The organism is Bacillus cereus group sp. MYBK227-1 (assembly GCF_051916325.1).
Lineage (GTDB): Bacteria > Bacillota > Bacilli > Bacillales > Bacillaceae_G > Bacillus_A > Bacillus_A cereus.
On the sequence record NZ_JBQAGK010000017.1, the window covers coordinates 1 to 21563 of the forward strand.

Sequence of the window (21563 nt, forward strand, 5' to 3'; positions counted from 1 at the left end):
AGCGTTCATCCTGAGCCAGGATCAAACTCTCCAATAAAGTTAGTTTGTCTAGCATCTAAAATAAAAATTGACGTTTCACGTTGTTTGTTTCGTTCAGTTTTCAAAGAACTAAAAGCGGGTGAAGAGAATCGAACTCTCGACCAGAGCTTGGAAGGCTCTTGTTTTACCACTAAACTACACCCGCGTGGTCGGGAAGACAGGATTTGAACCTGCGACCCCCTGGTCCCAAACCAGGTGCTCTACCAAGCTGAGCCACTTCCCGTAATTGGCGCGCCCGAGAGGAGTCGAACCCCTAACCTCTTGATCCGTAGTCAAACGCTCTATCCAATTGAGCTACGGGCGCTTATTCATGATGTTTTTTCGTCGTTGTAATTTGGCGACTCAATTATCTTATCATACTACATTTTCAAATGCAAGCACTTTTTTAAGATTTTTTTGATGCGGCCGAGAGGACTTGAACCTCCACGGGGTTTCCCCCACTAGGCCCTCAACCTAGCGCGTCTGCCGTTCCGCCACGACCGCGCGGAAAAAACAAAAGTGAGCCATGAAGGACTCGAACCTTCGACCCTCTGATTAAAAGTCAGATGCTCTACCAACTGAGCTAATGGCTCGTAAATGGCTGGGCTAGCTGGATTCGAACCAGCGCATGACGGAGTCAAAGTCCGTTGCCTTACCGCTTGGCTATAGCCCATCGAAATAATTATCTTCTTTCCAAAGACAAATGTTATTGTAACATAATGTCCAATAAAAAACAACTGCTATATAGCAGAAGTTAAAATGGCGGTCCCGACCGGGGTCGAACCGGCGATCTCCTGCGTGACAGGCAGGCATGTTAACCACTACACCACGGGACCATTTGGTTGCGGGGACAGGATTTGAACCTGCGACCTTCGGGTTATGAGCCCGACGAGCTACCGTGCTGCTCCACCCCGCGACAATACTATTCATATAAAATTATATGGTGGAGGATGACGGGATCGAACCGCCGACCCCCTGCTTGTAAGGCAGGTGCTCTCCCAGCTGAGCTAATCCTCCGAAGTGGTGACCCGTACGGGATTCGAACCCGTGTTACCGCCGTGAAAGGGCGGTGTCTTAACCACTTGACCAACGGGCCAATATGTATGGCAGAGAAGAAGGGATTCGAACCCTCGCACCGCGTTAGCGATCTACTCCCTTAGCAGGGGAGCCCCTTGAGCCACTTGGGTACTTCTCTGTATGGCTCCGCAGGTAGGACTCGAACCTACGACCGATCGGTTAACAGCCGATAGCTCTACCACTGAGCTACTGCGGAATAATGAAGACAATTTGTATCTTATAAAAATTCTCTCTGTAAGTCAAGAAGTTTTTAACAACATCTTGTTCAAACGTGACATGTTTATAATATACTGGATTGCGTTTTTACTGTCAAGATGTTTTCGATATCGGTTTGAGTTTCCCTTTACACTTTCCACAGACATATCTTTTTATATTTATTTGACGCCTTCTTACATATTGAAGTGAACACTCCATACATTCATACTTATAAATCTTTTTTTCCTTCTCTTCATTAATCATTCGTTTACAAAAACGTGGTGCATCAACTTTCTTTAACAACTCACGAAAATCCCTGTCCCTGTGCTTATACCCTCTTCCTGCAATATGTAAGTGATAATGACAAAGCTCATGTTTAATAATCCCGACTAACTCTTCTTCACCATACAATTCGTAATATCGATAATTCAGTTCGATATTATGACTCTTCAATAAATAACGCCCACCAGTTGTACGTAATCTATTATTAAACACCGCTTTATGTAAGAACGGCATCTCAAAGTATTGTAGTGACACTTCTTCCACTAGTCGCTGAATTTCTTGCTCATCCACTCTCATTCCTCCTAAACAAAAAAATATTTTTACACTTTTCTCCCTTCTTATACATATATTAAATAGTACATATACCCATCCTCATGTAAGAAGCGTGGTTTCTAAAAACAAAACATGAATAGAAATCCACTCACCAACCTCTCATCAATAGCATTTTAGATTTTTGAGAGCAGGATTAAACAAGGAGGGATTCCTATGCCTACGTGGCTAAAAAAACAAATGCAACGTGCATATTTCGAAAAAAACCGGTATCAAATTAAGTTATTAAATGAATGCTGGTTTTATTATAGTAAAATACATCAAAGCTCATAATCCATTACACTTTTTATTTCATAAAAAAAGAGCAGTTTCATCTGCTCTCTTCTCTTACTATTCAATCGGCAACATAGATAGTGCAACGCGTCCTTTTTTTGTATCAATATCATCTACCCATACTTTTACAATTTGCCCTACTGATACAACATCTAACGGATGCTTTACAAACTGTTTGCTAAGTTTAGAAATATGTACTAAACCATCTTGCTTTACACCAACATCAACAAAAGCACCAAAATCAACAACGTTACGAACTGTTCCTTCTAGTTCCATACCACGTTTTAAATCTTCTAATTTCAAAATCCCTTTTTTCAAAAGTGGTTTAGGCAACTCATCCCTCATATCTCGTTCAGGACTAATAAGCGCATCTATAATATCAACTAACGTCGGCTCCCCAACTCCTGTTTCTTGAGATAACTTAGAAATCTCTACTTCTTCCAATCTCTTTTGTAATTGCGGTTGTCCTACGTCATCTATCGATAACCCTAGACTCTTCAATAACAATTCAACATTTTTATATTGCTCTGGATGAATACCTGTTCGATCTAATGGATTCGCTCCTTCTAGTATACGTAAGAAACCTATACATTGTTCATAAGTCTTTGCACCTAAACGTGGGATTTTCTTTAATTCCGTGCGCTTCGTGAATTTCCCATCTTCTTCTCTCTTTGCTACAATATTTTTCGCAACAGTTTTCGATAAACCTGAAACATATTGTAACAATGCAACCGAAGCCGTATTTACATTAACCCCAACTTGGTTAACAGCTGTTTCTACTACAAATGTTAATGACTCATTCAGTCTCTTTTGAGATACATCATGTTGGTATTGTCCAACCCCAACTGATTTAGGATCAATTTTCACAAGTTCAGCAAGTGGATCTTGCAGACGTCTCCCAATAGAAACGGCACTTCTCTCCTCAACTTGTAAATTTGGGAATTCCTCACGGGCTAAATCAGAAGCTGAATATACACTAGCACCCGCTTCATTTACAATAATATAAAAGACATCTCGGTTCACACTTTGTAATACATCTACTATAAACTCTTCTGTTTCTCTAGATGCTGTCCCATTACCAATTGCAATCATTTCAACTTGATATTTATCTATAATAGAAAGAACTTTCGTTTTTGCATCATCATATTTACGAACAGGTGGATGCGGATAAATAACATCGATATGTAGTACTTTCCCCGTATCATCTACTACAGACAATTTACAACCAGTTCTATATGCCGGATCTACCGCTAGCACGACTTTCCCTTTCATCGGAGGTTGTAATAATAAGTTACGTAAGTTCTCAGAGAAAATATGTATTGCTTGTTCTTCAGCTGTTTCTGTTAATTCTTTACGAATCTCTCTTTCGATTGAAGATTGAATTAATCGTTTATAACCATCTTCAATCGCTAATTGTACATAATGTGCACTTTTCGAATCGTTATCACGAATTACTTTCTTATTTAAGAAGGTTACTATCTCATCTACTGGCGGAACAACAGCAACTCTCAATATATCTTCTTTCTCGCCACGATTCATTGCTAATACACGATGTGGTACTACTTTTTGCAATGGTTCTTCATAACTGTAATACATTTCATATATATTCTTTTCATCTTTTTCTTCATCTTTCACGGAAGAAGACATAACACCTTTTCTAAAAGTAACATTTCGAATCCAACTACGATACGCAGCTTCATCTGAAACCATTTCTGCAATAATGTCTTGTGCACCTTGTAAAGCTTCTTCTGCAGATTGCACTTCTTTCTCTACATTAATAAATTCCACTGCCTTTTTAGCCGGATCTTCTTTCTTATATAACAATAACCATTCAGCTAATGGTTCTAATCCTTTTTCTTTAGCAACTGTCGCTTTCGTTCTTCTTTTCTCTTTATATGGACGATATAGATCTTCTACTTCTTGCAACTTTGTAGCTTTAACAATTTGCTGTCGTAGCTCTTCTGTCAGTTTCCCCTTCTCATCAATAAGACGAAGAACTTCTTCCTTCCTATCTTCAAGTTGCATCATATATTGCCATCTCTCTAAAATCGTACGAATTTGCACCTCATCTAAAGAGCCTGTCCATTCTTTTCGGTAACGAGCAATAAATGGAACTGTGTTACCTTCTTCTGTTAATTGAATAACATGACGAACTTGCTTTTCGGTAAAGCCTAATTCTTTCACTAACATTTTCATTAACGCTTGTCGATTATCTACCATTTCCATATACAACCGTAACCTCCTCTATAATAAAAAAAGTTGCCCTTCAAAGAGAGCAACTTAAACTGCCGATTTAAAAATCTATTAGTCCTAAACTAATTTGTAGCGCTTCATCTACACGAATCATCATCACTTCATCTAAGTGAGTGATTTTGTCCGTTAAGCGCTGCTTATCGATTGTTCGAATCTGCTCAAGTAAAATAACAGAATCTCTCTCAAAACCGTACTTTTTCGCATCAATTTCCACATGAGTGGGTAATTTCGCTTTTTGAATCTGTGCAGTAATAGCCGCTACAATCACCGTTGGACTAAAACGATTTCCGATGTCATTTTGAATGACAAGAACCGGACGAACGCCTCCTTGCTCAGAACCAACAACTGGGGAAAGGTCTGCAAAATACACGTCGCCGCGTTTTACAATCAAAATATTACCCCCCGCTAACTAAGCGTTCTACTGTATGAGCTGCTTCATACTCTGCTAAGAAAGCTTCAGATGCAATACCAAGATTAATTTTTCCCATTTCAATGTACCCACGTCGCATTGATTCATGTTGGTAGCGTTTCTTCGTCTTATGTTGACGCAATAACAATTGTGTTGCCTGGCAAATTAGTTCATGGCGATTCTTATTCTCTTGTTTTCCAATTCCGTCCAATTCCGTTACCATTTGCTTTGGCAACCGAACCACGATTTCAGTAGTTACACTTGATTCGGACACAAAAATACACCTCCACCGTCAACTACACACCCAAATATATATATGACACCTATTGTAATAATACCATTGTATGGAGCCTGTTGCAAAGACTTCCTTATTCCTTGCTTATGTTTTCCAATTCACAAACAAAACATTCATCTTCTTAAATTTTTTATCTCATAACTAACTAAAAACAATAGAACTCCTCTTCAAAACTTACGTGCAACTTATATAAAAAATGATTATAAGTAAAAAGCTTCTCATCAAAAAGAGCTTATTATCCAGCAATGAACAGTCACTCCAATGACAAGAAGCAATCATACTACCTTCTATATATTGTTCAAGTAATTAATTATCTCTACAACCTTACCATTCCGTATAAATATTCTCGGCACACGGAAACTGATCGTTGCAATAATTTCATAATTAATAGTCCCTGAGTATTCCGCAACCTCTGTAGCGCTAATATACTCATCTCCTTGCCTTCCAATAAGCGTAACTTTCGTACCAAGTGGCACTTCACAAGGAAGATGAATCATGAACTGATCCATTGTTACTCGCCCTACAATCGGTACCCTTTTACCATTTATAAGCACTTCAAATCCTTGTAACCTCCTAAGCCACCCATCTGCATAGCCAATCGCTACAGTCGCAATCCATTCTTCAGTTTTCGTTCGGTAGGTGACGTTATAACTAATTCCATCACCTTTAATTACCTGTTTAATATGAGCGACTTTCGTATGAAGTGATAGCGCCGGTTCTAATTCAAATGGTAAAAAAGGACGTATTTCTACAGAAGGAGATAATCCATACATTGCAATCCCAATTCGCACTGCATTAAATGTAATCCCTTGAAAACGTAACGTCGCAGCACTATTAGCTGTATGAACAAACTTAGGATCCACTCCGAATTCTTTCAACCAACTTAACTGCTCTAAGAACGTGTTATATTGCTTATCAAAATACGAAGTCTCAACTTCATCTGCCGTTGCAAAATGCGTGTATACTCCTTCTAACTCTAAAAACGGTGCACCCTCTAAACTCTTTAAAAATTCTTTTAGCTCTTTTCTTTCACGTATTCCAATTCTCCCCATACCACTATCAAAGTTAATATGGAATTTCATTACAGATGAACCATCCCAAAGTTTAATTGCTTCGTCCACCCATTCTTTTTGAAAAACCGTTAGCGCTACATCATTTTCAGCAGCTACATTTACATCACGCGGCGGCGAGGGACCTAACACTAAAATCGGCTCAGTAATACCAGCCCTCCGAAGCACTAAAGCTTCATCTAAAAAAGCAACAGCTAACCTTGTTGCACCTGCTTCTAATGCCGTTTTAGCCACCGGTACATAATCGTGCCCATATGCGTTTGCTTTAACTACAGCAAAAATCTCTACATTACTTGGGATGAACTCTTTAATATGTGTAACGTTGTTATAAATGGCATCTAAATCCACTTCCACCCAAGTGTCACGGTAAAATGGTGCTTCTTCCATAAATACACTTCCTTATACACGATATGCGAAGCTTATTCTTTTATATGCTTCTTTTATGAAATCCACCTTCAAACTAAGAAAAGACGTGGTGCACATATATCACCACGTCTAAGAAGTTTACTTCACCTGCTTCGCTGTAACTGAACGAGCAACCATTAACAGCTCCTTCGGCTCTAAACCTTTAGACACGAGCATATATTCTACTCCGTTATGCGACCACGTTACAGAGTCTTTCGTTAATGCACCAATCGTAAACCCAAGATCAACTGGTTCTCCACTTACACTTACCGCTGATGATGCCTCTGCAACTTTTGCCTTTTCTTGTATTAAAGTAAAGGATTTCTTATTTCCAGTGTATGTGAGTATCGCACGCTTGCCACTGTCTGTCTTCAACTCTTTTTCATCTTGCAGAGTCATACCTTGTGGTGTATCAAGTGGATACAAAATAGCAAACGGTTTGTCTTCTTTCGCTGTTGTTTGAACATCTACCTGCGCTCTAGACATATTTTGTTTCGTATCAAATGCACCTTTATCAAATTTCGCATCGAATTTCACTTTAGAGAAATCTACTTTCACAAGAACATTTTGATCATTATCCATTAACTTCACTGAAACTGGAGTCAAGTCGCTCTTATTCAATGTAATCTCTTGTCTCGGCAACATATTTTGATGTTGATAGTTTGTTTTTGTTTTAAAAATATAATACTTATCTGTTTTCTCAAAAGTAAGGTTTTTCTTGTCCTGCAAAATATCTCTTACAAGTGATTCATATAAATAAGCCTGGCTACTATTTTGCGGCCAATCACTTTGAAAACGGAAGCTCTTATTAAGTGCTGGCGTTAATACAAATACACCTTCTTCATTTCTCAAAATAATTTGGCTCTGATCTTTTTTTGCATTTTTTAAATTCACACGATAAAAAGACGGTTCCTTGTGCCAAATCTCTACGTTATACTCTTGAGGCTCATTGCCTGTTTTAATAGATAATTTTGCCTCAGCTTGATAACTTTTCATCCCTTTTACTTTTGATTCTAAATCTCTCACGACATCATCTTGCTTCTTTTCCATACAACCCGCCAACACAAAAACGGTCAACAAACCGACAAGAACTAAAAACAGACGCCTTTTCATCAATTCAGCCCCTTTGCCCCTATAAATGAATGGAAGATGTACCTTCCTTATCGCTACCTCAAATATATGAGACAAAGATATAAAATATGCAGACTAGCGTGACAAGCTTTCTAAAACAACTTGAGCAACAGCAAATTCCTTACTATGACTAATTGATAAATGAACAATATACTCTGTACTTGTAATCAGAATTGGCTTACCTCTTTCATCATTTTTCACTTCAATATCTAAAAAACTCACTTCTTTTCCGATACCAGTACCTACAGCTTTTGAATACGCCTCTTTCGCTGCAAACCTTCCAGCTACAAACTCTGTAAGGCGACTTCCTTTCAGCTCCATAGCAACATTACGTTCATTTTCCGTTAAAATACGTTCCATAAATTTAAGCTTTCCATCTAGCATTTTTTCAATACGATTTAATTCAATAATATCGATACCAATCCCTATAATCATTTCAAAATCCCCTTCTTCTATTTAACTTTCTTCTTTCATATTGATAAGAATAACAGAGAATCTTTCTGATGCAAAAGGGGTGATAGTAACCGTATGCTAATAAGATCCACTCATATTTCTTTACAACCGACTATTCTTACCTTACTGCTTATTCATTTAGTCATGATGATATTAGGCGACTTTTTTCTCTTACCACTGGCAGCCTCTAATGAATATATCGCGAAAGGAGAATGGTGGCGTGTCATAACTTCTCTTCTCGTACACGTAGACTTACAACATTTTCTTTCTAATAGTATTTTTTTGTTTGCTCTTGGTTCTTCTATCGAAAAGCAACTCGGACACTTTTCTTTTTTTATTCTATTTTTTCTCTCTGGAATTTCTGGAAATATTTCTTCTTATATTATTATGCCGCTTGAATATATTCACGCAGGTGCATCAGGTGGTATTTTCGGACTATTAGGTGCACAGTTATTTTTATTGTACAATCGATACCGCTCTTCAAAACCAAAAGAAATTGCCATTTTCTCAATTATGATACTTCTATTACTGCTATTTACTTTCTTTAACCCTTCTGCCAATCCGATCAGTCATTTAACAGGTTTAATAACCGGTGGCATTTTAACCCCTTTTTTAACAAAAAAAAACGATGGTGCAAAGCTTATTTAATATAAAAGCTTGCACCATCGATAATTTCTACATCTACTTGTTCACTTAAATCTCTCATTAATTGAAATAAAGACTCATCCTTCATCTTCGCCTCAATCATACAATCAATTTGCGGAACACTTCCCTTTATCCTTCTTAAAAAAGATAAAAATGCGTCTACATTAATATAATCTGCATGAGCTCTTGGATCTTTTCCCTCTCTAGGGCTAGAGATATGCATTTTAATCGGCAACAAAGACGTTTCCCACGTATGAACAACACGTGCCCAATCTTCATACCAATCTTCTTGCTCATTATTCATCATATGGTGATGCAAGTCAAATACGACGGGAATATCTAATTTTTCTCCTAAATATAATGTTTCCTCTAACGTAAAGGTTGTATCATCATTTTCTAATATAATCATTTCTTGAATACCCCTTGGGACATTCGACCAATTCTCTATAAAGCGCTCTAATGCAAGTTCTTTATCTTTATATCCTCCTCCAACATGCAGTACACATCGTTGCTTATGTTCAATCCCCATGCCTTTTAATAATTTTTTGTGCATCTGCAATGTTTTTACAGATTGTTTAAAAACACTCTCTTCAGGTGAATTTAGTACAACAAAATGATCTGGATGGAAATCAATTCTCATATTCATATGAACTGCATATTCACCTAGTTTTTTTAAATTTTCTTTTAACGGACGAATATAGTTCCACTCTAGCAATTCCTCATGATTCGCTAAAGGAATGAGCTTTGAACTGAGCCGAAAGAAAGATATGTCATGCCCTTTATTATGCTTTAATAAACGTAAACAATTTTCTAAATTGGAATTAGCAATTCTTTCAAGCTTACGAATTGCAGCATCACGATCATCTAATTTCTGAAACTGTGCATACGTCATCGTTTGAGATGGAGATGCATTCTTCAAATGCACACTCATCGCAACGTAACCAAGCCTTACAAGCATATAACAGCCCCTTTTCTATCATAACTATTATGTAGTATGCACAATTATAGAAATAAAAAAAGAGAATGCCCGCAAAGGGCATTCTCTTTTTTTTATTAAGCTTGTGGACGGCTATGATGTTTTCTTTCGCCGCGTCCATTTGAAGAACCAGGGCGACCTTGACCTTCACCTCTACGACCACGACTACCACCATCACGATTACGATCGCGGTTACCATCACGATTGCGATCACGGTTTCCGTCACGATTACGTCCATCACGGTTACGGTCACGATTACGTCCATCGCCACCGCCGCGTCCATCACGACTACGATTACGGTTACCATCACGGTATCCGCCTCCGTTACCGCCGCGTTTTTTAGAACCGCCGCCTCTTGAAACAACAGGTGGTTCTGATGTTAAAGCGATCGGAGTTGTATCCGGCTCTTTAGTCATCATTTTTAAAGCAGCAGCTACTACTGTTACAGAGTCATTTTCTTCTAACATTTCTTCTGCAATACGCTTGTAGTATGCTAAGTTTTCATTTTCAATTGTGCTTTGAAGCTTTTCAGCGATTAAACGTTGTTGACCTTCTAATGCCTCGTCAAGTGTCGGTGCATCCATACGGTCCATTTTACGTTTTGTTGTACGCTCGATATTTTTTAATTGTCCTGATTCACGTGGTGTTACAAATAGCATTGCAATACCTTTTTTACCTGCACGACCAGTACGACCGATACGGTGAACGTATGATTCTGGATCTTGTGGAATATCGAAGTTATATACGTGCGTTACGCCTGAAATATCAAGACCACGCGCAGCAACGTCTGTTGCAACAAGAACTTCAATAGAACCTTCTTTAAATTTACGTAATACAGACATACGTTTCGCCTGAGTTAAATCACCGTGAATACCTTCTGCAGCATAACCACGTAAGTTTAATGCTTCTGATAATTCATCAACACGACGCTTTGTACGACCAAATACGATTGCAAGCTCTGGAGATTGAATATCTAATAAGCGTGTTAACACGTCAAACTTTTTCTTTTCTTGCACTTCTAAATAGAACTGCTGAATGTTTGGCATTGTTACTTCTTTTGCTTTTACTTTAATGTGTTGAGGCTCAGTCATGAAACGCTCAGCAATACGGCGGATTGGATCCGGCATTGTCGCTGAGAATAGTAATGTTTGATGTGTTTCTGGCACATCTGTTAAAATTGCTTCAATGTCTTCAATGAAGCCCATGTTTAACATTTCATCCGCTTCGTCAAGAACAACTGTCTCTACGTTTTGCAGACGAAGTGTTTTACGGTTAATATGATCTAAAATACGACCCGGCGTACCAACAATAATGTGTGGGTGTTTTTTTAGAGCACGAATTTGGCGGTTAATATCTTGACCACCATAAATCGGTAAAATACGAACGCGTTTATGCTTACCAATTTTGTATAATTCTTCTCCAACTTGAATTGCTAATTCACGCGTTGGCGCGATAACAATACCTTGAACCGATTCTTTATGTGTATCCACTTTATCTAATAGTGGTAATCCGAATGCTGCTGTTTTCCCTGTACCTGTTTGCGCTTGCCCAATAATATCTTTACCTTGCAATGCATGTGGAATTGTTTCAGCTTGAATTGGTGTAGCCTCTTCAAAGCCCATACTTTCAACAGATTGCAGTAAAGAATCACTTAATCCTAATTCTCGAAATGTTGTCAATGTTACTTCTCCTTTTCTATCCTATACTTATCATTTAAAAAAAGGCGTTTTCCGAATTTGCGGAAAAGCCCTTTTCCTGAATGCTCACGTATATAAACGGGCGTATATTCTTCACGAAAATACTTCTAAACGTTATTACACTTTATCAATTATAAGTTTTGTATGTGTAAAAAGCAAACCCAACTGTTACCTTATTTTCATATTCAGAGTTTTTTTCTTCACTTTTATTTTTTTATATTTACTGTAAGCGCTTATTATAAGTTTCTTCTATTTTCGTAACTATCATCCCTATTTATATACACCAATTATTTCAACATCGTAATTACTTCTTCTAATTTCATACCGCGAGATGCTTTTATTAATACAACATCTTTCACATCGACTACTGCTTGTAAATCTTTTACTAACTCTTCTTTATTATCATACGCCTTTACACGTTCATTAGGGAAATTAATTTTTGCTCCTTCAGCAATTTGAGCCCCTAATCTACCGTATGTGAATACATGTGAGATTTTTGCTGGATCGATTAATTTTCCTACCTCATAATGGAACTGTACTTCTTGATCTCCAAGTTCTAACATATCACCGAGCACAACGATTTTTTTAGCAAAACCATCTAAACCATTCATTAAATGGAATGCTGCTTCCATAGCCGTCGGGCTTGCATTATAAGCATCGTTGATAATTGTTAAACCACTATTTGTTTTCACAATTTCCATACGCATGCCCGTCATTTGAAGTGTTACTAAACCTTCTTTCATCTCTTCCCACGTTACACCAAAATGTTTCGCAATTGCCATTGAAGCAAGTGTATTATACACATTATGTTTTCCTAACACCGGTAAGTAGAATGAAATATTTTCATCTCTATTCATTTTGAAATGTGTCCCAGTTGCTTGTAATGTTACAGTCGTTGGATAATAATCGTTTGCTCTTGCATCACCAAACGTAACCGTTTCTGCTGCTAAATTCATTCCAGGAACACGATTCGTTAATAAAGGCTCATCTCCGTTATATACGAACACGCCACCTTCTTGTAATCCTGTAACAATTTCTAATTTCGCTTCAGCAATTGCCTCACGAGATCCTAAATCCATTAAATGTGCCTCACCAATATTTGTAATGATAGCTGCATTAGGACGAGCTAACTTAGATAAGAATTCAATTTCGCCTCGGCTTGACATACCCATCTCTAATACTGCTACTTCTGTATTTTCTTCTAAGTTTAAAATGGTAAGAGGTAATCCGATATGGTTATTGAAGTTCCCTTCTGTTTTTTGCACTTTGAATTTAGTCGCAAGAAGACTTGTTACAATATCTTTCGTAGATGTTTTACCGTTACTACCCGTTACACCTACAACTTTAACATCCAATTGATCGCGATAGTTTTTCGCTAACATTTGCAATGCCGATAGCGTGTCTTCTACAAAAATAACCGGGAGATTCTCAGGTGGATTCGCTACATCTTTCATCCATAATGTAGCCACAGCTCCATTTTCAACAGCTTTATCTACAAAAGCATGTCCATCGAAGCGCTCCCCTTGAATCGGAACATACAAGTTTCCTTTTTCAATTTTTCTCGTATCAATAGACACGCCTTGAATAGTAATTCCCTCATATTGCTCTGCTAATTCAGTACCATTTACCATCTGTTCCACTTGCTTTAACATTCGCTTTATCATATATAAACGCTCCTTACATAGAGGAAGCACTATTCCTATGAATAGTGCTTCCTCCTTTTTTGTTAGATTGTATATTTAATTTTTTGTTTTTCTTCGTGACGTTCAATCGCTAAACGAATTAGCTCTTCGATTAATTCTGGATATGGTAACCCAGTATGTTGCCATAATAGAGGGAACATACTGAACGGTGTAAATCCTGGCATTGTGTTTACTTCGTTAATATACACTTCTCCATCTTTCGTTAAGAAGAAATCAGCTCGCGTTAAACCTGCACCGTCTAATGATTGGAATGCAATAATCGCATCACGCTTAATTACATTAGATTCTTCTTCTGTCATTTCAGCTGGAATAATTAGCGCCGTATCACCATCGATATATTTCGACTTATAATCATAGAAGTCCTTTTTCGGAACGATTTCACCTACAACTGAACATTTCGGCTCATCATTACCTAGTACCCCAACTTCTACTTCACGACCTACAATATTTTCTTCTACAATAATTTTGCGATCAAATTGGAATGCCTCTACAAATGCATCCTCAAGTTCTTCACGATTTTTACACTTATTAATACCAACACTTGAACCAAGGTTCGCTGGTTTTACGAAGCAAGGATATCCTAACTTATCTTCTACTTTAGAATAAGCTTCCTCACGATTTTTTTCCCATGCACTACGAATGAAGGATGCATATTTTGCTTGTTTTAAACCAGCCTCTGCAAAGATGTTTTTCATAACAACTTTATCCATACCAGCAGATGATGCTAGAACACCATTTCCTACATAAGGGATATTCATTAATTCTAATAGTCCTTGAACCGTTCCATCTTCACCGTTTGGTCCATGTAGTAATGGGAAAATAACGTCAATAGCGTTCTCCTCAGAAGCTGCAGATGGGATAATTTCTGTACTTAATGATAACGGAGAAATCGCATTTTCTGCACCGCTCATTTTTAAAGCTTCAACATCTGTTACTTCGCCTTCAATACGCTCACCGCGTACCCATTGACCTTGTTCAGTAATATAAATTGGATGAATCTCGAATTTATCTTGATTTAACGCTTTAATAGCAGCAAGAGCCGTCTGTAGCGAAACTTGATGCTCAGCTGATTTTCCACCATATAATAAACCTAATTTAATTTTCGTCAATGAAATCACCCTAACCAATTGTTTTCATTTTTCTATTTTAGCACTTTTTATAAAAATAGGTAGTTCCTATTTGAAATAAAATGTAACTTCCATAAATAATTAAATAACATCACTTATTGGTTTTTCATTTCATTTTCTATATAACTACACAAAATAAAATGGCAATCTAATCTAGTTATGTACCTAAAATATGTAGAAATCCCCTTTTTTGTGTATGTCACCTATTCACTAAGAAGATTGTTTGGTTAGTGTGTCTTTTTGCCTTTGCTCCACAAGGCGATCTAAAGAAACATATACAATACCTGCAACTACACATCCTACAGCTAAAATTGTAAATAGAAAGTGACCAAGTAATCGATCTAATAAAAAACCGCCCAAAAGTGGACCAAATGCGCTTCCTGTAATCCACTGCAAACTTGCAGCTCCCATATAAGTCCCTCTCAAATGCTCAGGGGCCAAATTTGCTACAAATGTCATCTGTACAGGCGACATAATCATCTCACCTAACGTATATATAGCATAAACGAACAGTAGTATTATTAAAATAATTGTAGCATTTGTATTAAATTCTCCAAACCACTTCGGTAACCACCCTATAAAAAATAATCCAATCCCGAATAAACATGCACCATATAACATCGTCTTCCCGACCGGTTTATCCGTAGCCCATTTTGAAATTTGAAACTGGAATAAAACAACTAATAGTCCGTTTAACGCCATTAAATATGGATATGGATTATTCGTTCCAAAAATATGCTTCATTTCATTATCAAAATGTAGTGGCAACATGCCTTCGGTTTGAGAAAACCCCATCGAAATGATAATGCCTGCTAATAAGTAAATCATTAGTACCTTATCTCGCATTACAATTTTCCAAACTGCCCCAGTTTCCTTTTCTTTATGTTCTTCCTTATCTGTCCTTTTTGGCATCGTCTCTTGAATAAGAAGTAATACAAGTAACGCATAAAATAGCATTGTAGAAGAGGCAATAATAAACACAAGGTTCTTTGACAACACAACTACTGATGCTCCCATTATCGGACCAATCGCAGCACCTATATTGTGTCCCATTCGTAATAAACCATATGCCTCTGTTCTTTTTTCTGGTGCCGTTACATCCGCGACCATAGCTGATGCAGCTGGATGAAATAAAGAATTACTCAACCCTAAAAAAATAGATAAAATTGCATATGGAATAAATCCTTCTATAAATAGAAAACCGAGCATTAATAATGCATTACTTGCCATAGAAAATATCATAATAGGCTTTCTTCCATATATGTCAGCAATTCTCCCTCCTATAAGTGATCCAAAACTTGCAGCAATTGGAGAAAGCGCCATAATAACCCCAACTTCCAACAACGAATCTACCTTATCTTTTAAATATAATGCAAAAAAAGGCATTAACATCATCATTGCAATTCCATTTAACGTCTCTCCAATAAATCGAATCCATACGTTACGGTCCATCTCCCTTAACTCACGCCACGTATTTTTCATCATTTCACCCCTTTAGTTAGCCAACAATTATCTTATAATAAGTTCAGAAAAATGTAAATTTTCAAATAAAAAAATCCATTCTAACAGAATTAGAATGGATTTTTTTCACTTATAAATTTGCAACATCTTCTTCTTTTTTACTATTATTTAAAGCACTATGTTTTCGGCTATATAAGAAGTAAACCGCTATACCAATAACCATCCATATCCCAAAACTAATCCATGCTGTCCCCGATAATTGAAGCATTAAGTATAAACAGAAGATCACTGTTAATGCTGGTAAAAATGGTACAAGCGGAGCCTTAAATGCCCTTGGTAAGTCTGGATGTGTTCTTCTCATTACGATTACCGCAACAGCTACGAGTGCAAATGCTGACAATGTCCCCATATTTACAAGATGTGCTAAAACATTTAAATCTATTAATCCTGAAATCAGTGCCGCAATAATTCCCGTTGTCCATGTATTTAAAAATGGCGTTTTAAATTTCGGATGAACTTTAGCAAGACGTTTCGGCAGTAAACCATCTCGGCTCATCGCATAAGAAACACGAACTTGCCCATACATCATAACTAGCATTACTGTTGTAATCCCTGTAATTGCTCCTACTGAAATTACCCCCGCTAAACCATCTTGTCCAATAAATTGAAGTGCAAAAGCAACTGGATCTGATATATTTAGCTGTCCGTATGGAACAATTCCTGTCAAAATAAGCGAAACAACGATATAAAGAACTGTACAAATTAATAACGATGCAATAATACCAATTGGTAAATCACGTTGCGGACGTTTCACTTCTTCTGCCGCTGTTGAAACTGCATCAAATCCTATAAATGCGAAGAATACTGTAGCCGCTCCAGCCATTACACCATCTAAACCAAATGGCATAAAAGGCGTCCAGTTTTCAGGTTTCACATAATTAAAACCAGCAAAGATAAAAATAAGAACAACTGCTATTTTAATAAATACCATAATGTTATTTACTCGTGCACTTTCACGAACACCCCTAGATAAAAGAACTGTCATCACTAAAATAATTAGAACTGCAGGTAGATCAATTATTCCACCCTTACCTGTACCAGGAGCCGAGGAGAGAATAGTCGGAATATGAATTCCAAACCCCTTTAATAAAGATTGAAAATATGCAGACCAACCGTTCGCTACAGCAGATGTAGCAAGTAAATATTCCAGCATTAAGTCCCAGCCAATTAAAAATGCGAATACTTCCCCCATCGTCGCGTATGTATACGTATACACACTGCCCGAGACAGGAACTGAAGAAGCAAATTCAGCATAACAAAATGCAGCAAAGGCACAAGCTAGAGCGGCAATCGCAAATGATAATATAATAGCTGGCCCAGAATGTTTCGCTGCCACAACACCCGTTAGAACAAAAATACCAGTTCCAACAATTGCTCCGATTCCAAGCATAGTTAAATCTAGCGCGCCCAATGTTCTTGCTAACGTTTTTTGCTTACTTTCTTGCATTAACTTTGCAATTGGCTTCTTTTGAAAAATTTGCTTCATCTTTCACTCCTCCAAGTTTTAAATTTTCTGAAAATTTTTAATTCGCTTTTTTATTTTACTCATTACGCTTTTCCTAGTCAATACTTTTGTCGAAACAAGTAGAAATTCTTCTGAATATGCACAATCCTTATTATTCTTTCTATATATCTTTCCATTATTTTTTTGGTATTATTATACATGTCGATTCCGTGAAAAAGGCATGCCCCCTTATTGAGAGCATGCCTTTTTACTTATTTCACAGTATATGAACCTTGTTCAATCCAGCTATACATATACTTTTCATCTTCTGTTTCATGTGCTTGTTTTACAATACGAAGCGGACGGAATGTGTCTATCATAACAGCTAATTCAAGCGTCTCTTTCTTCCCTATACTTGCCTCTGTTTTCCCCGGATGCGGTCCATGGGGAATCCCGCTCGGATGAAGTGTAATAGAACCTTCTTCCACACCTTTGCGACTCATAAAGTTTCCTTCTACATAGTAAAGAACTTCATCACTATTAACATTACTATGATAATATGGTGCCGGAATTGACTCTGGATGATAATCGTATAAACGTGGTACGAAAGAGCAAATAACAAAATTATGTCCTTCAAATGTTTGATGTACTGGCGGTGGCTGATGAATGCGCCCTGTAATTGGTTCAAAATCCTCTACATTAAATACCCACGGATATAAATAGCCATCCCATCCCACAACATCTAACGGGTGGTGTCCTAAAACATGTTTATGCATATAGCCTCTTGATTTTGTCATTACGACAAACTCGCCTTTTTCATCATATGTCTCTAATTTTTCTGGACCACGAAGATCTCTTTCACAAAACGGACTATGTTCTAACAATTGTCCGTATTCATTTCGATAACGACGCGGCGTTGTAATTTGGCTATTCGCCTCTACAACAAGAAACTTAGTCTCTCCTTCATCTGGAATAACACGATAAATCGTTCCAATTGGGATCGTTACATAGTCGCCTTTTCTATAGTGAATCGTTCCAAACATCGTTTCAATTTTCCCTGTTCCATAATGAACAAATAACATTTCGTCGCCATCACCATTACGATAGAAATAATCCATTTTTTCTGTTGGACTCACTACTCCAATTAATAAATCTTCATTTCCAAGTATGAAATTCCGTCCACTTATTGCATCACCACTTTTTTTACTTTCTTTCGTTCGAAAGTGGCGATGAGAAAGAGCAACATCCTCTTCATACTGCAACTGACAAGAATGCGATAATGCAGAATGACCTACTTCTGTTGGCATATAATGATGATACAAAATAGACTGCGTACCAGAAAAACCTTTTGTTCCCATTACCTGTTCACGATAAAGCGATCCATCTTTTTTACGAAATTGTACATGTCGTTTATGAGGTAGTTCTCCCATGTGACGATAAAACATGCCCATCACCCGCTTCCTTTTCTTTTTTGATCGTATTACGTAGTGTACCTAAACCAGTAATCGACAGTTCTACAACATCTCCATCTTGTAGCCACTCTTCTGTACCCAGTTCTAAAATACATCCTGTTCCTACTGTCCCAGAACCAATCACATCTCCTGGATATAACGTAACGTCCTCTGAAGCACGTTCAATCATTTCAGCAAATGTATAATAAATATCTTGGAAGTTTCCTTTTGATAATAGTTTTCCATTTACATGAGCAGTCATTTCTAAATTATATCGATCACCATTACGATAAACGTCTAATTCCTCTTTCGTAACAAGATGTGCTCCTAAAGAAGTTGCAAAGTCTTTTCCTTTCGCTGGACCGAGACCTACTTTCATTTCTGTTGCTTGTAAGTCTCTCGCACTCCAGTCGTTCATAATACAATAACCAAAAATATATTCCTCTGCTTGCTCACGAGAAATATTTCGCCCTTCTTTTCCCATTACGCAAGCAATCTCCAACTCATAATCAAGCTTTTTAGACTTTTTCGGACCAATTACAAAATCACCGGAACCAATTACAGCACGATGATTAGTAAAATAAAAAACCGGAATATCATACCATTCGGGCACAACATCTAATCCTCTTCGTCCGCGAGCTGTTTTTACATGTTGTTCAAATGCGTAAAAATCTCGAATACTACTCGGATTAGGAAGAGCAGCTGTCAATTGTACTTCTTCTAAAGCATATATACCCTTATTTGGATTCTTAATATTCCGCACTACTTCTACATACTCATCCGCTTTCTCTAAAAAAGCCATCATAGAAGAAGGGATTTTCCCTTCACTAGCAAGATTCATATCTATTACTTTGTCACCTTCAAGCCATCCAGCCCGTAGTTCTTTTGAAGGAAGACAAAATGTAACAAATTTCATCCTGATTCCTCCTTATAAAAATGAAATTTCCACCAGCAAAGGGACTTTTGCTGGTGGATATAAATCTTATAAGTTTCCGCGACGCTCTTGTTCTCTTTCAATTGATTCGAATAACGCTTTAAAGTTTCCTTCACCAAATCCACGAGAACCTTTACGTTGAATGATTTCAATAAATAAAGTCGGGCGATCTACAATTGGTTTCGTAAAGATTTGTAGTAAGTAACCTTCATCATCACGATCTACTAAAATCTTTAATTCTTTTAACTTATCAATTTCTTCATCGATTTTTCCAACTCGTGCAGTTAACTCATCATAATAAGTATCAGGTGTATCTAAAAACTCCACCCCATTTGCACGAAGCGCTTCAACTGTTTTAACAATATCACTTGTTAATAAAGCAAGATGTTGTACACCAGCTCCATTATAGAATTCTAGATACTCTTGAATTTGTGACTTTCTCTTTCCGTCTGCTGGTTCGTTAATAGGAAACTTAATACGACTTCCATTCGTCATAACTTTCGACATTAACGCCGAATACTCTGTACTAATATCGTCATCATCAAAATGAATCATTTGTTTAAAGCCCATAACATTCTCGTAATAACTAACCCACTCTTCCATTTTTTCAACATTACCAACTACATGATCAACAGCAATTAAACCAGACTCTTCAAATGGAATATTAAATTCTACCTTTTGGAATCCTGGCATAAATGCCCCTTTATAATTTTTACGCTCTACAAGCGTATGAATTGTATCACCATACGTACCAATAACTGCTTTTTTCAATGTACCGTCCTCATCTGTTAATTCCTGCGGTGGAGCAATTGCGACGGCACCACGTTTCACTGCTTCTGAGTATGCTTTATCAACATCATCAACAAGTAGTGCCACATCCTTCACGCCATCACCATGAGTCTTTACAAACTCTGCAATACGATTTTCACTACTTAAAGCTCCAGACACAACGAAACGCATATTTTTTTGCACAAGAACATAAGATACCTTTTCACGGTTTCCAGTTTCTAATCCAGAGTAAGCCACAATTTTGAATCCGAACGCTCTCGCAAGATAATAACTCGATTGCTTTGCATTCCCTACGTAAAATTCCAAATGATCTACATCACGTACTGGAAAAAAGTCCTCCATTTGTGCAGCTAGCGTATCCATAGATTTTTGTTTCATAATATCTTCATCCCCCTGTAAATAGATTAAATGGTCCATACTTAAAACCAACCGAAAACGCTTCCAACGTTAATTAATAGAAATTAGTTAGCAAGCTAACAAATTCTGACCTTTAAAATTTTCTATCTTTTCTGTCAAATTCCTCTTTTTTTCTTACATATAAAATTCGACTTTTTTCTCTTTGAAATAAAGCGGGATTTTATTCAGTGGATTTTTGATTATTCGTTGAATCAAGTTTCAACCGCAACGTTTAATTAGCCATGCATGCTGGATAATGAGGTAACTTTAATACTTGAGGGGATATAAGAAGAATATAAAAAAGACTCCAACATATTAACTACTTACTAATACGTTAGAGTCTTTATTTTTTTTGAATGATTGTATTTATATATCTCATACTAATACATTTGCAAGGAATAGAATAAATGATGTTAATATTACCGCTCCACCTAAGGATCCTAATAAATCTATTTTTGTTACTTGAAACACTTGTTCACTGTTCATATCCCTCATTCTCCTTCCTTTTTTGTTTGATTTAAAACTTCTATTATACTAATACACTTGATAAAAATACGATTAATGCTGTTAATACTACCGCTCCACTTGCTGATCCTACGAAGTCACCTTTTGTTACTTGTAATACTTGCTCTTTCATATCTTTCATTCTCCCTTCCTTTTCTTTTGTTACAAAGCTTCTATTATACTAA

General features: G+C 37.1%; 20 protein-coding genes and 12 tRNA genes. 2 read left to right on the forward strand and 30 right to left on the reverse strand.

Annotation, left to right across the window (positions count from 1 at the left end; all coding sequences use genetic code 11):
- Nucleotides 1-113: 113 nt before the first annotated feature.
- From ACTFRM_RS30625 to ACTFRM_RS30685, 13 genes are all read right to left on the reverse strand, one after another.
- Nucleotides 114-184 (reverse strand) — tRNA-Gly (locus tag ACTFRM_RS30625).
- Nucleotide 185: 1 nt separating this feature from the next.
- Nucleotides 186-262 (reverse strand) — tRNA-Pro (locus ACTFRM_RS30630).
- A gap of 4 nt (nucleotides 263-266) precedes the next feature.
- A tRNA-Arg gene (locus ACTFRM_RS30635) sits at nucleotides 267-343 on the reverse strand.
- 96 nt (nucleotides 344-439) lie between these two features.
- A tRNA-Leu gene (locus tag ACTFRM_RS30640) sits at nucleotides 440-522 on the reverse strand.
- Between the two features lie 16 nt (nucleotides 523-538).
- Nucleotides 539-611: transfer RNA gene (locus ACTFRM_RS30645), tRNA-Lys, on the reverse strand.
- A 5-nt stretch (nucleotides 612-616) separates the two neighbouring features.
- Nucleotides 617-691, reverse strand: a tRNA-Gln gene (locus tag ACTFRM_RS30650).
- 87 nt (nucleotides 692-778) lie between these two features.
- A tRNA-Asp gene (locus ACTFRM_RS30655) sits at nucleotides 779-854 on the reverse strand.
- A gap of 3 nt (nucleotides 855-857) precedes the next feature.
- Nucleotides 858-934: transfer RNA gene (locus ACTFRM_RS30660), tRNA-Met, on the reverse strand.
- 25 nt (nucleotides 935-959) lie between these two features.
- Nucleotides 960-1035: transfer RNA gene (locus ACTFRM_RS30665), tRNA-Val, on the reverse strand.
- Between the two features lie 4 nt (nucleotides 1036-1039).
- A tRNA-Glu gene (locus ACTFRM_RS30670) sits at nucleotides 1040-1114 on the reverse strand.
- Nucleotides 1115-1122: 8 nt separating this feature from the next.
- A tRNA-Ser gene (locus ACTFRM_RS30675) sits at nucleotides 1123-1213 on the reverse strand.
- Nucleotides 1214-1216: 3 nt separating this feature from the next.
- Nucleotides 1217-1291: transfer RNA gene (locus tag ACTFRM_RS30680), tRNA-Asn, on the reverse strand.
- A 113-nt stretch (nucleotides 1292-1404) separates the two neighbouring features.
- A complete protein-coding gene (locus ACTFRM_RS30685) occupies nucleotides 1405-1863 on the reverse strand; it encodes a SprT family protein (protein WP_000344234.1) in 459 nt (152 codons plus the stop codon).
- 195 nt (nucleotides 1864-2058) lie between these two features.
- On the opposite strand from ACTFRM_RS30685, the gene cmpA reads away from it, so the two are divergent.
- Nucleotides 2059-2175, forward strand: coding sequence for a cortex morphogenetic protein CmpA (cmpA, locus tag ACTFRM_RS30690; protein WP_001143642.1), 117 nt, complete (start codon nucleotides 2059-2061; stop codon nucleotides 2173-2175).
- A 57-nt stretch (nucleotides 2176-2232) separates the two neighbouring features.
- Here the strand turns inward: cmpA and ACTFRM_RS30695 are convergent, their stop codons facing one another.
- The 6 genes from ACTFRM_RS30695 to acpS all read right to left on the reverse strand — a co-directional run bounded on the left by ACTFRM_RS30695 (nucleotide 2233) and on the right by acpS (nucleotide 8173).
- A complete protein-coding gene (locus ACTFRM_RS30695) occupies nucleotides 2233-4401 on the reverse strand; it encodes a Tex family protein (RefSeq protein WP_000426242.1) in 2169 nt (722 codons plus the stop codon).
- 67 nt (nucleotides 4402-4468) lie between these two features.
- Nucleotides 4469-4819: a type II toxin-antitoxin system endoribonuclease NdoA gene (gene ndoA, locus ACTFRM_RS30700; protein WP_000635963.1), complete on the reverse strand. Its 351-nt coding sequence runs from the start codon at nucleotides 4817-4819 to the stop codon at nucleotides 4469-4471.
- 4 nt (nucleotides 4820-4823) lie between these two features.
- On the reverse strand, nucleotides 4824-5111 hold the full coding sequence (locus tag ACTFRM_RS30705) for an antitoxin EndoAI (RefSeq protein WP_000004570.1): 288 nt from the start codon (nucleotides 5109-5111) through the stop codon (nucleotides 4824-4826).
- Between the two features lie 308 nt (nucleotides 5112-5419).
- The gene (gene alr / locus ACTFRM_RS30710) at nucleotides 5420-6589 is read right to left on the reverse strand and encodes an alanine racemase (protein WP_000390615.1); all 1170 of its coding nucleotides are present in this window, start codon (nucleotides 6587-6589) and stop codon (nucleotides 5420-5422) included.
- Between the two features lie 117 nt (nucleotides 6590-6706).
- Entirely contained in the window at nucleotides 6707-7657 is a 951-nt protein-coding gene (locus ACTFRM_RS30715; RefSeq protein WP_002004297.1) for a LolA family protein, read from the reverse strand.
- 156 nt (nucleotides 7658-7813) lie between these two features.
- Nucleotides 7814-8173 carry a holo-ACP synthase gene (gene acpS, locus ACTFRM_RS30720; protein WP_000583416.1) on the reverse strand — a complete coding sequence of 120 codons (360 nt, stop codon included), beginning with the start codon at nucleotides 8171-8173 and terminating at the stop codon, nucleotides 7814-7816.
- A gap of 93 nt (nucleotides 8174-8266) precedes the next feature.
- Between acpS and ACTFRM_RS30725 the strand changes: the two genes are divergently transcribed.
- Nucleotides 8267-8839: a rhomboid family intramembrane serine protease gene (locus ACTFRM_RS30725; protein ID WP_000908523.1), complete on the forward strand. Its 573-nt coding sequence runs from the start codon at nucleotides 8267-8269 to the stop codon at nucleotides 8837-8839.
- Here ACTFRM_RS30725 and uvsE read toward each other — a convergent pair.
- From uvsE to ACTFRM_RS30780, 11 genes are all read right to left on the reverse strand, one after another.
- Entirely contained in the window at nucleotides 8832-9794 is a 963-nt protein-coding gene (gene uvsE / locus ACTFRM_RS30730; RefSeq protein ID WP_000961166.1) for a UV DNA damage repair endonuclease UvsE, read from the reverse strand. The two genes, ACTFRM_RS30725 and uvsE, sit on opposite strands and share 8 nt — an antisense overlap.
- Before the next feature lie 95 nt (nucleotides 9795-9889).
- The gene (locus tag ACTFRM_RS30735) at nucleotides 9890-11491 is read right to left on the reverse strand and encodes a DEAD/DEAH box helicase (protein ID WP_000206592.1); all 1602 of its coding nucleotides are present in this window, start codon (nucleotides 11489-11491) and stop codon (nucleotides 9890-9892) included.
- Between the two features lie 305 nt (nucleotides 11492-11796).
- The gene (gene murF / locus ACTFRM_RS30740; RefSeq protein WP_000595957.1) at nucleotides 11797-13173 is read right to left on the reverse strand and encodes a UDP-N-acetylmuramoyl-tripeptide--D-alanyl-D-alanine ligase; all 1377 of its coding nucleotides are present in this window, start codon (nucleotides 13171-13173) and stop codon (nucleotides 11797-11799) included.
- A 62-nt stretch (nucleotides 13174-13235) separates the two neighbouring features.
- Nucleotides 13236-14321: a D-alanine--D-alanine ligase gene (locus ACTFRM_RS30745; protein ID WP_000161427.1), complete on the reverse strand. Its 1086-nt coding sequence runs from the start codon at nucleotides 14319-14321 to the stop codon at nucleotides 13236-13238.
- Nucleotides 14322-14549: 228 nt separating this feature from the next.
- The gene (locus ACTFRM_RS30750) at nucleotides 14550-15821 is read right to left on the reverse strand and encodes an MDR family MFS transporter (RefSeq protein ID WP_000799723.1); all 1272 of its coding nucleotides are present in this window, start codon (nucleotides 15819-15821) and stop codon (nucleotides 14550-14552) included.
- Between the two features lie 109 nt (nucleotides 15822-15930).
- On the reverse strand, nucleotides 15931-17346 hold the full coding sequence (locus ACTFRM_RS30755; protein WP_000809361.1) for an amino acid permease: 1416 nt from the start codon (nucleotides 17344-17346) through the stop codon (nucleotides 15931-15933).
- A gap of 230 nt (nucleotides 17347-17576) precedes the next feature.
- Complete coding sequence (locus tag ACTFRM_RS30760) at nucleotides 17577-18749, reverse strand: homogentisate 1,2-dioxygenase (RefSeq protein ID WP_013141710.1); 1173 nt, start codon at nucleotides 18747-18749, stop codon at nucleotides 17577-17579.
- Nucleotides 18715-19671 carry a fumarylacetoacetate hydrolase family protein gene (locus ACTFRM_RS30765; protein WP_000673988.1) on the reverse strand — a complete coding sequence of 319 codons (957 nt, stop codon included), beginning with the start codon at nucleotides 19669-19671 and terminating at the stop codon, nucleotides 18715-18717. Before ACTFRM_RS30765 ends, ACTFRM_RS30760 begins: the two co-directional genes overlap by 35 nt.
- A gap of 66 nt (nucleotides 19672-19737) precedes the next feature.
- Complete coding sequence (gene hppD, locus ACTFRM_RS30770; RefSeq protein WP_000810922.1) at nucleotides 19738-20856, reverse strand: 4-hydroxyphenylpyruvate dioxygenase; 1119 nt, start codon at nucleotides 20854-20856, stop codon at nucleotides 19738-19740.
- 393 nt (nucleotides 20857-21249) lie between these two features.
- A complete protein-coding gene (locus ACTFRM_RS30775) occupies nucleotides 21250-21360 on the reverse strand; it encodes a DUF3948 family protein (RefSeq protein ID WP_001083689.1) in 111 nt (36 codons plus the stop codon).
- 43 nt (nucleotides 21361-21403) lie between these two features.
- Nucleotides 21404-21520 (reverse strand): DUF3948 family protein, encoded by a 117-nt coding sequence (locus ACTFRM_RS30780; protein WP_000654250.1) that lies wholly within the window; start codon nucleotides 21518-21520, stop codon nucleotides 21404-21406.
- Between the last annotated feature and the right edge of the window lie 43 nt (nucleotides 21521-21563).